General features: G+C 67.4%; 5 protein-coding genes and 1 pseudogene. 5 read left to right on the forward strand and 1 reads right to left on the reverse strand.

The features are described 5' to 3' along the window. Positions 1 to 83: 83 nt before the first annotated feature. From tssM to XpopCFBP1817_RS17470, 3 genes are read left to right on the forward strand one after another with little or no spacing between them, the layout of a single operon-like run. The gene (tssM, locus tag XpopCFBP1817_RS17460; protein ID WP_128418089.1) at positions 84 to 3,761 is read left to right on the forward strand and encodes a type VI secretion system membrane subunit TssM; all 3,678 of its coding nucleotides are present in this window, start codon (positions 84 to 86) and stop codon (positions 3,759 to 3,761) included. Further along, on the forward strand, positions 3,758 to 4,741 hold the full coding sequence (gene tagF, locus XpopCFBP1817_RS17465) for a type VI secretion system-associated protein TagF (RefSeq protein WP_128418090.1): 984 nt from the start codon (positions 3,758 to 3,760) through the stop codon (positions 4,739 to 4,741). The genes tssM and tagF overlap by 4 nt, the downstream gene beginning before the upstream one ends. Continuing rightward, positions 4,738 to 5,544 carry an OmpA family protein gene (locus XpopCFBP1817_RS17470; RefSeq protein ID WP_128418091.1) on the forward strand — a complete coding sequence of 269 codons (807 nt, stop codon included), beginning with the start codon at positions 4,738 to 4,740 and terminating at the stop codon, positions 5,542 to 5,544. The genes tagF and XpopCFBP1817_RS17470 overlap by 4 nt, the downstream gene beginning before the upstream one ends. Before the next feature lie 51 nt (positions 5,545 to 5,595). On the opposite strand, the gene tssA is transcribed toward XpopCFBP1817_RS17470, so the two are convergent. Further along, positions 5,596 to 6,669, reverse strand: a complete 1,074-nt coding sequence (tssA, locus tag XpopCFBP1817_RS17475; RefSeq protein ID WP_128418092.1) for a type VI secretion system protein TssA — start codon at positions 6,667 to 6,669, stop codon at positions 5,596 to 5,598. Positions 6,670 to 7,166: 497 nt separating this feature from the next. Between tssA and XpopCFBP1817_RS17480 the strand changes: the two are divergent. Together XpopCFBP1817_RS17480 and XpopCFBP1817_RS17485 are read left to right on the forward strand one after the other, a co-directional pair. Then, positions 7,167 to 7,352, forward strand: a pseudogene (locus tag XpopCFBP1817_RS17480) (YiaA/YiaB family inner membrane protein); the annotation flags it as partial. A 144-nt stretch (positions 7,353 to 7,496) separates the two neighbouring features. Next, the coding region (locus tag XpopCFBP1817_RS17485) for a type VI secretion system Vgr family protein (RefSeq protein ID WP_146090194.1) at positions 7,497 to 9,770 on the forward strand (2,274 nt) is incomplete at its 3' end.

Below are 9,770 nucleotides of genomic sequence, written 5' to 3' on the forward strand. Positions count from 1 at the left end.
CCATGCGCGCACTTGTTTCTACACGATCCGGGTGCAACCAGCTGATCTATCTCGGGAAAACGTGGGGAAACCTCAGTCTCTGGATGGTTCTCGGCTTGCTCGCAGCCGGCGCAGTCGCCTACTTCGGCGCCGAGGGCTTGCGCGAAATCGGTCTGTGGGTGGCGGTCGCGCTGGCGGTCTGCCTGTTCATATGGCTGCTGGTGTGGATCGTGCGCCGGATCATGTCGCGCCGCGCCGCGCGCAGCCTGGATGCGATGGTGCAAGGCGAAGCCGATCGCGCGGTCGCGGCCGCGCAACCGGCCACCCGCGCCGACACCGAAGCGCTGCGCTCGCGCATGTTCGAGGCGGTCAAGGCGATCAAGTCCTCGCGCCTCGGCGTGCTCAAGGGCAAGGCGGCGCTGTACGAACTGCCGTGGTACGTGATCATCGGCAATCCGGCGGCCGGCAAGAGCACCGCGATCCTCAATTCCGGTTTGCAGTTCCCGTTCGAGGACAATCGCGGCAACGTGATCCAGGGCATCGGCGGCACTCGCAATTGCGATTGGTACTTCACCACGACCGGCATCGTGCTCGATACCGCCGGCCGGTATTCGGTCAGCGTCGAAGACCGTCTGGAATGGCTCACCTTCCTCGCCCTTTTGAAGAAGCACCGGCCGCGCGCGCCGATCAACGGCGTCATCATCGCCGCCAGCATCGCCGAACTGTCTGGCAGCAAGCCCGAGTTCGCGATCGAGCTGGCCAAGAACCTGCGCCAGCGCGTGCAGGAAATCACCGAGCGTCTGGAAGTGTTCGCGCCGGTGTACGTGCTGTTCACCAAGGCCGACCTGATCGCCGGCTTCTCCGAGTTCTTCCACAATCTGGATCCGTCCGAGCGCGAGAATGTGTGGGGCGCGACCCTGCCCTACGATCCGACCGCCAATACCGATGCGCTGGCCGCGTTCGACAACCACTTTGACGAACTGGCCGAAGGCGTCAAGGAAATGAGCCTGGCGCACATGGCGATGCAGCGTGGACGTCAGGTGTCGGCCGGCCTGCTGACCCTGCCGCTGGAGTTCGTCGGCATTAAGCCGGCGCTGCGCACCTTCATCGCCACGCTGTTCGAAGAGAACCCCTATCAGTTCAAGCCGGTGTTCCGCGGCTTCTACTTCACCAGCGCGTTGCAGGAAGGCAACTCCGTGCACCACGCCTCCGAACGGGTGAGTCGCCAGTTCGCGCTGCAGGCGCGTGCTCAGACCGGCGAAGCGGAGCCGTCGGGGCAGACCGCGTACTTTCTGAAAGACCTGTTCCGCAAGGTCATCTTCGCCGACAAACAACTCGTCCGGCAGTACGCCAGCCCGCACCAGAACCGCCTGCGCTATGGCGTATTCCTCGGTGGCGTCTCCGTGCTGGCGTTGGCGCTGGGCCTGTGGACCTGGTCGTACACCACCAACGTGCAACTGGTGACCAATGCCACCAAGGATCTGGACCAGGCCGTGCGCGTGCAGGCCAACCGGGTCGACCTGCAATCGCGCATCGACGCGCTGATGCTGTTGCAGGATCGGCTCGAACAGTTGGACCGCTACAAGCAAAAGGGCGGCATCACCACCGGGCTGGGCCTGTACCAGGGCGACCACATCCGCAAGAAGCTGCTGGCCGAGTACTACAACGGCATGCGCCAGGTGATGCTCGCGCCGACCACCGCCAGCCTGGAGTCGTTCCTGGGGCAAGTGGTCAGCGAGCGCGACAGGCTCGGCAAGTCGGCCGGCCCGCAGCAGGCCGTGCAGCAGGAAAGCGTGCTGTATCAGGACGCATCGCCGACCGATACCAACGACGCCTACAACGCGCTGAAGACCTACCTGATGCTGGGCAACCGCAAGCATGTGGAGAGCGCACACCTGGCGCAGCAACTGACCCTGTTCTGGCGCGGCTGGCTGGACGGCAATCGCGGCCAGATGACCCGCGAGGAGATGACCCGCGCCGCCGAGAAGCTGATGACGTTCTACGTCGCCCAGGCCGAAGATCCGCAGTGGCCGCAGGTGCAGACCAAGGTCACCCTGGTCAATGACAGCCGCGAGGCGCTGACCCGGGTGATGAAGGGGCAGCCGGCGATGCAACGCGTGTTCGCGCAGATCAAGGCGCGCGCGGCGGCGCGCTTCCCCACGGTGACGGTCAACGCGCTGATCGGCGAGGAAACCAACAGCGGCGTGATCGCCGGTAGCTACGCCATTTCCGGCGCGTTCTCGCGCGAGGCATGGGACCAATACGTCAAGGACGCGATCAAGGAAGCGGCCAACACGCAGCTCAGCACCACCGACTGGGTCCTGGACACGAGCGAGCAGAGCGACCTGTCGCTGGCCGGCAGCCCGGAGCATATCGCGCGCGAGCTGGTGACGGCGTACAAGCAGGAATACGCGAAGGAGTGGGGCAAATTCATCCAGGGCGTCAGTGTGGCGCCGTTCCAGGGCTTCGACCAGGCGCTGTCGCGGATGAACCGCATCGGCGATCCGGCCAACTCGCCGTTGCGCAAGCTGCTGGAAAAGATCAACGAGCAGACCATCTGGGACAACCCGATGGCCGACGCCTTGTCCAAGAAGGCATCCGGCGGGGTCGTCGCCTGGTTCCAGCGGGTGATCCTGCGCCGCGATCCGGCCGACGCCGGCAAGGCTGAGCAGCAGCCGGTCGGCCCGATCGGCAAGACCTTCGAGGGCCTGGCGCGGCTGATGACCAAGCGCAAGGACGAGCCGGCGGTCATCGATGCCTACTTCGACAAGTTGGTCAAGTTGCGCACGCGCATGAATGCGATCAAGAACCAGGGCCAGGTCGGCGTCGGCGCGCGCAAGCTGATGCAGGACACCTTCAGCAATGAAGGCTCCGAACTCAGCGCCGCGTTGACCCTGGTGGACGAGCAGATGTTGACCGGGCTGGACGACACCCAGCGCGACGCGATGCGTCCGCTGTTGCTGCGTCCGTTGACCCAGACCTTCGCCGCGCTGGTGCCGCCGACCGAGGGCGAGATCAACCGGGTGTGGGCGGCGCAGGTCTACGAACCGTTCCGTAACGGCATCGGCCAGCGCTATCCGTTCAACCTCAACACGGACGTGGATGCAGCCCCCGGCGACGTGGCCGCGATCTTCGGCGCCAGCGGCGCGATCGCCGCGTTCAACAAGGACGCGCTCGGCACCTTGGTGATCCAGCGCGGCAACCTGCTCGAATCGCGGCGTTGGGCGGGCATCGGCATCGTCTTGTCCAGCGAACTGGTGGCCAACTACGGCAACTGGGTCAGCGGCCAGTCCGGCGCGGTGGCCAATGACGTCAACATCTTCGAGCTCCTGCCGACGCCGGCGGTGGGAGCGATCGAATACACCATCGACATCTATGGCCAGACGCTGCGCTACCGCAACACCCCGCCGCAGTGGATGACCATGCAGTGGCCCAACGTCGGTGCGGTGCCCGGTGCCAAGATCACCGCGGTCACCAGCGACGGGCGCAGCGTCGAGGTGTTCAATGCGCCTGGCGAGAATGGCCTCACCCGCTTGATCAAGGAAGCCACCCAGGAAAGCCTGGAGGACGGCATCACCCGTCTCACCTGGAGCGACCAGGGCGTGTCGATCAGCCTGCAGATGCGCGTCGTGCAGCGCGCCGGCAAGGCTACCGGCGGCGGCGACTGGCAGCGTGGCCTGCAACTTCCGGCGACGGTGGCCGGTAGCCCGACAACCGCGGGTGCCGCTGCGCCGCCAAGTTCGGTTCCGGCGGGTGCGCCCGCACAAGAAGGTGGCCAATGAGTCGCGAAGTCAGTGTAGGCGTCTCCTACTTCGGCAAGGTACCTTCCCGCGGCGATTTCGTGCGCGCGGCCGACAACCATCAACTGCTCGGCTGGCTCGACCGCTGGGCGGGCCTGAGCGTGGATCTGCTGAGCCAGAACCCGGACTGGAAGCGGCTCTACGACGAAGCGCCCGACATCCACTACGCGTTCCTCGGCTCGCGCAGCAAGATGGTGCTGTGCGGGCATTTCCAGCCCAGTCGCGATGCGTCGCAGCGCCGCTTCCCATTGCTCTCGGCGGTCCGTCTGGAGGCCAGCGAGCCCCTGTCTTTCATCGCCCGCAGTCCGCTGGCGATGTCCAAGGTCTGGTCCGGGCTGTCGCGGATGGCCAAGCAGGCGATGGTCGCGGACGACGCCGGTCCGGCGCTCACCGCGCTCGCCGACACCCGCTACACGCTGAGCACCGACGCGTCGGCGTACAACGCCACCTTCAACGACTTCCTCGATATCCAGACGGTCGGCTCGATCGAGGCCCTGCTGCGCGCGGCATGCCATCCCGAGGTGTCGTTGAAGAAGGTGCTGCCGGCACTGGGCCTGCTGCTGCAGCCGATCCTCGCTGGCGGCAACGTATCGGTGGACAAGGCGCTGGAGTTTCCGCTGGTGCAGGACACGCTGTACCGGCCGCTGCTGGCCGCGTTCTGGCTGGACATCGTTGCCTGCTTCGTCGCACGCGGCGATTTCGAGCTGGCGGTGCTGATCCGCAACGATGCCGCACCGCGCATGCTGATCGGCTTCAACGGCGCCGACCACCAGGCGCTGCGCGCAGCGCTGGATCCGCGCGAGGCCGGCGATTTCCTGATTCGCGTGCAGGATGCCGACTTGGTCGAGGACTACCTGCACAGCGATTACAACCTCAACAAGCTAGCCAGCTATCTGGATCGGGACGACCTAGCATTGAAGACGGCCCGCACGTTGTTCGGCGAGACTTTCCTGGGGACATGAACATGCCACACCTGAGTGCCAAAGCCCTCGCCCTGAGTGGCCTGATAACCGTGTTCGCCGCGTCTGCACAGGTCGCCGCGCCTGCCGCCACGGCTGCCACGAGCGGTGCCGGCGAACGCCCGGTGGTCGTGGAGGGCGTGGTGCCGGATCAGGCCACCAAGGCCCGCATCCTGAAGAACCTGCAGGACATCTACGGCAGTGCCCGCATCGTCGACCGGGTGCAGGTCGAATCGATTCCGTCGCCGCCGAACTGGGGCGAGTACGTCGCCAACATGGTGTCGCCTGGACTCAAGCGCGTGTCGGCCGGCAAGCTCGAGGTCAACGGCCAGGCGGTGCGGATCAGCGGGCAGGTGGTCAACGAAGCGCAGCGGCAACAGGTCGCCAGCGACCTGAGCCTGGCCAGCAACACCTCCTATACGGTGACCAACAGCCTCAAGCTCGGCGGCTCGGAACAGGGCGTGCTGGACCAGACCCTGGGCAACCGCATCATCGAATTCCAGAGCGGCAGCTCGCGGCTGACGCCGTTGGGCATGCGCATCCTCGACGAGATGGTGGAAAAGATGTCGCAGATGAGCGGCGCGCGCTTCCTGATCATCGGCCACACCGACAACCTCGGCCAACGCGAGAGCAACCTCGCGCTGAGCCAGGCGCGCGCGCAGGCGGTGAAGGACTACATGGTGCAGAAGGGCATCGACGGCGGCCGCATGAACGTGCAGGGCAAGGGTCCCGACGAACCGGTGGCCGATAATGCCAGCCCTGACGGACGCGCGCGCAACCGGCGGATCCAGTTCAAGATCCAGTAGTCGCCCGGGCGAGCGCCCCCGCTGCGCGCGGGGACGGCGCGGGTTTCGTACCTACTGGTCTAGGTTCTGGTTGACGTCGAGCATCTCTTCCATCTGGTTGAGCACGCTGTCGTCCTTGATCACCCGCTTCAGCCACACGTGCAGCGGCATCTCGCCCCAGCGCGCGGCTTTTCCCGCCAGATAGGCGACGGGGCTGTGCGGCTCGGTACGCCGGAAGAATTCGGCGACCTGGCGCAGCTGCGCCAGCGCCTCCTTGCGGGTGGTCGGTGCGCCGCCCGGCCCGCGTAGCGCCGAGGGTGCCGGCGGCGCCGCGTCCTTGTTCGCGGCCGAGTCGAACCCGATGTCCGCCATTTCGTGGTGGACAGCATCGGCCTCGCCATCCAGCAGCAGCCCGGCATCGCGGGCGAACCGCGCCACGGTGCGCTGCAGATGTTCCACCTGCTCGCGCAACGCGCTGAAGCTGGGTCCGTCGATGCCCAGGCGCTCGTCCACCGCCGCCTGCAGCGACTGCAGCGCTTCGGCGCAATTGAGTAGCGCCTCGACCAACTGCCGGTAGAAATCGTGAGGCGTATCGCGCCGTGCGGCCTCGAGCAGGTCCAGGCTGGGCTGGCCTTCTTCGTCGCCGGATCCCGGATTGGCGCTGCGTGTATGCGCGGCCTCGAAATCGTTGAGACCGAAACGGCCTTGCGGTCCCGAGGCAATCGGCACCGCACGCAACCACTGCAGCGAATTGGTCAGCAGCCAGCTCAGGTTGCCGATGCGCTCCTCGTGGTCGCCGTCGACGACCAGGGGGTGCACCTCGTCCCAGTACCGGTCGCACAGCCCGGCGATCAGTCGGTAACCCAGCGCCAGCCCTGAGAATCCGTCGATCTGGGTAGTCGCCTCGGTCAGCCAGCCGGCCAGGCGCAGATCCTTGGTGCGCGTGTGCAGCAGATCGCCGCACTGGCGGGCGACGCTGGACCAGTCCGCGTACTTGATATCGGTCTGCCACTCGCCCTGGTCCAGGGTCGGATCGTCCGAGCGCCTGGCTTCCTGGATCCGATCGAACTCGATGGAGAAAGACAGGTCCTCGCCCGCCGACTGATGGTCGGAAATCGGCGCCAGAAGGACATCCAGATCCAGCATGGCAGTTCTCTTCGTTGAGGGGCGTTGCGAATTCTAGCGTGCCTAGGGTGCGGCGGCGGGTCAGATTTTTCTGAAAAACCTTCGGGCCGCATCCATCCCTGAGCAGCTCGCGCCCCTCTTGCCCGTGCATGGGGCAGGCAGAGAGGGAGCAAGAGAACTCGATCAATGACACGACACCGTGCGCGCAAGAACGGGCTTAGGGGTTGGGCCTGTCGGGCCTCCAGCCGGCGCCGACCCTGCTGCCGAAGATCCTCCGGCCGGCATCCACTCGTGGACCACGCTGCAATCCTGGTCTATTGTTTGTCGCGTCCGGTAACGTTGCGCTGCCGTGTGCCAGGGGAAATCCCGCAGCGCCGCCAGATGGACGCCATGGAGCATTTTCGAATTGGATATGCCGGCAATGCAGCCTGCGCAAGCGCGCCATGGAAGCGGACTTATTCATTTTTCCAAGGAGACTGATCATGCGAACGAGTATTGCCAACAAGCCGTCCGAGGCCTTCGTCGGGGCGTCGTGGGTGGCGCTGCTGCTGGGCGTCGGTCTGTTCAACGCGACGCTGACCCTGAGCGAAAAAGGCGTCTACGCCATGGCCTATGCGTTGAGCCTGTTCGCGGCGATGGCGGTGCAGAAGAACAGCCGCGACAACGCCGGCACGTCGTCCGAGCCGCCAGGGTTGCCCGCGTAGCGCCGAGCTGATGGTTGCTGTCCGACGGTCCGCAGCGACAGCGGACCGCCATGTCCGCCGCAGCGTTCATTTGCTAAATTCGCCCCATAGGGGCAGGAAACGATGTTGCCCGGGGCGGTCTGGCCCGGGGGCAGAGGTAGTGTGATGGAAGCACTGAGTGCGTTGACTGCGCAGGTGGCCTTGCTGTCCGACAGCGGTCGCCTGTACCGATTGCAGCTGCCTGGCGGGGATGCTCAGGTGGTGGTGGAGCGCTGGAGCGGCGAGGAACGGCTGAGCGGGGGTTTCGTGTGGTGGGTGGACGTGCTGAGCACGCAGGCGGGTTTACCGCTGGAGACGTGGCTTGGGCGTCGCGCCACGCTGTATACCCGGCTGGCCGATGGTGGGGAGAGCCCGCGCAGCGGCCTGGTTCACCAGGCGGACGAACTGGGCAGCGACGGAGGGCTTGCGCGTTATCGCGTGGGCCTGGTGCAGTGGACGTGGTGGCTGGGTCAGGGCCGTCACAGCCGGGTGTTCCAGGAGCGCACGCTGGTGCAGATCGTGGAGGCGGTGTTCGCCGGCTACGCGCCGCAGGCGAGCTGGCAGTGGAGCGAAGAGGTGAGTGCGTTTCTGGCCCAGGCACGTGCGCGTAGCTACTGCGTGCAGTACCGGGAGAGCGACCTGGCCTTCGTGCAGCGCTTGTTGGCCGAGGAAGGGCTGGGCTGGCGGCTGCAGCACGATGACCAGGCGCCGGGCGGGCACCAGTTGGTGGTGTTCGCCGACAGCAGCGCGCAACCGCAGGACGCCAGCTCGGCGCAGGGCGGCGGGCTGCGCTACCACCGCAGCGACGCCACCGAGGCGGCCGACAGCGTGCTGGCGATCGGCGCCACGCGCCGGTTGGGCAGCGGGCGGCTGACCGTGCTGAGCGAGGACTTCAAGAGCGGCCAGGCGAGCAGCGCGCAGCTGCCGCTGCACGGCGGCGGGGGGCAGTCGCTGCGCGAGGTGTACGAGCCGGTGGGGATGTACGCCTTTGCCAGCAGCCAGGAAGCGGACCGCTATGCGGGGCTGATGGCGCAGGCGCACGAGGCGCAGTGGTCGCCGTGGCAGGGGCGCAGCACGGTGCGCACGCTGCGCGCGGGCAGCTGGTTCACGCTGACCCAGGTGCCGCAGCCGGGCCAGGCGCCGCCGTCGCAACTGCTGCTGACGCGGCTGTGGCATGCGGGCATCAACAGCCTGCCGGTGGCTGTGCGCGCGGCGGTGCAGGCGCAGCTCGGCGAGCCGCCGGCGTGGCCGGAGGCCAGCGCGGTGGCCGAGCGCAGCAGCTGGCGCCAGGCCGAGGCGGTGGGCTATGGCAACGCCTTCGAGGCGGTGGACCGGCAGCAGCCGTGGCGGCCGGTGCTGGCCGACGGCACCGGGGCGCGGCTGAACCCGCGTCCGACCGCGCCGGGCGACCAGACGGCGGTGGTGGTGGGGGTGAACGAGCAGGGCAGTGGGCAGGGCAACGAGGTGCATGCCGATGCGCTGGGCCGGATCCGGGTTGCGTTCCACTTCCAGCAGGACGCGGCGGCGCCGGATAGCACGTGGCTGCGGGTGGCGCAGCGCTACGCCGGCCCTGGCGTGGGCAGCCAGTTCCTGCCGCGCGTGGGCCAGGAAGTGCTGGTGGGGTTTCTGGAAGGGGACATCGACCGCCCGGTGGTGCTGGGGGCGCTGTACAACGGCAAGGGCGAAGCGGGCACGCCGGCCACGCCGGGCGGTCAGTTAGCCGAGGCCGACACGCAGGCCTACGCGCAGGCGCGCGATGGGCGCGCCTGCGCGCAGGCGAACCTGTCCGGCGGCCACGCCCCGGCGTGGCACGGTGCCGGCGGCGGGGAGGCGGCGCACCGCAACGCCACTGCGCTGTGGGGCGTGCAATCCAAGGAGTGGGGCGGTAGCGGGCATAACCGGCTGGTGTTCGACGACAGCGACCAGCAACTGCGGGTGCAGCTAGCCACCACGCAGGCGGCCACGCAGCTGAGCCTGGGCCATCTGATCCACCAGGCCGACAACTACCGTGGCAGCTTCCGTGGCGAAGGCTTCGAGCTGCGTACCGACGCGTGGGGCGCGGTGCGCGCCACCTCGGGGCTGTGGCTGAGCAGCTACGGCCGGACCAGCGGCCCGGCCGGCGAGGTCGCCCAACCGGTGGCGCTGCTCAAGCAGGTGCAGACCCTGGGCAAGACCTTCAGCCAGGCCGCCGGCACCCACGCCACGGTGAAGCTGGCCGCCCATGAAGGCGTGGGCCATGCGAACCACTCCAAGCTGATCGCCGACCAGGCCCCGCTGAGCGCCCTGCTGACCAGTGCCAGCACCACGGTGCCGGGCACCGGCTTCGACGCCGCCAGGGCTGCCGCATCCGAACGCAGCGCCGCGCCCGGCGACGGCCGCGTGCCGCACACCGGCGATGCC

It is taken from the genome of Xanthomonas populi (genome assembly GCF_002940065.1).
GTDB classification, from domain to species: Bacteria; Pseudomonadota; Gammaproteobacteria; order Xanthomonadales; family Xanthomonadaceae; genus Xanthomonas; species Xanthomonas populi.

Coding starts and splice junctions, on each gene's coding strand:
- tssA (WP_128418092.1), bottom strand. CDS start 6,669: ATGCTGGATCTGGATGTCCTTCTGGCGCCGATTTCCGACCATCAGTCG.
- tagF (WP_128418090.1), top strand. CDS start 3,758: ATGAGTCGCGAAGTCAGTGTAGGCGTCTCCTACTTCGGCAAGGTACCT.
- tssM (WP_128418089.1), top strand. CDS start 84: ATGGTTCTCGGCTTGCTCGCAGCCGGCGCAGTCGCCTACTTCGGCGCC.
- XpopCFBP1817_RS17470 (WP_128418091.1), top strand. CDS start 4,738: ATGAACATGCCACACCTGAGTGCCAAAGCCCTCGCCCTGAGTGGCCTG.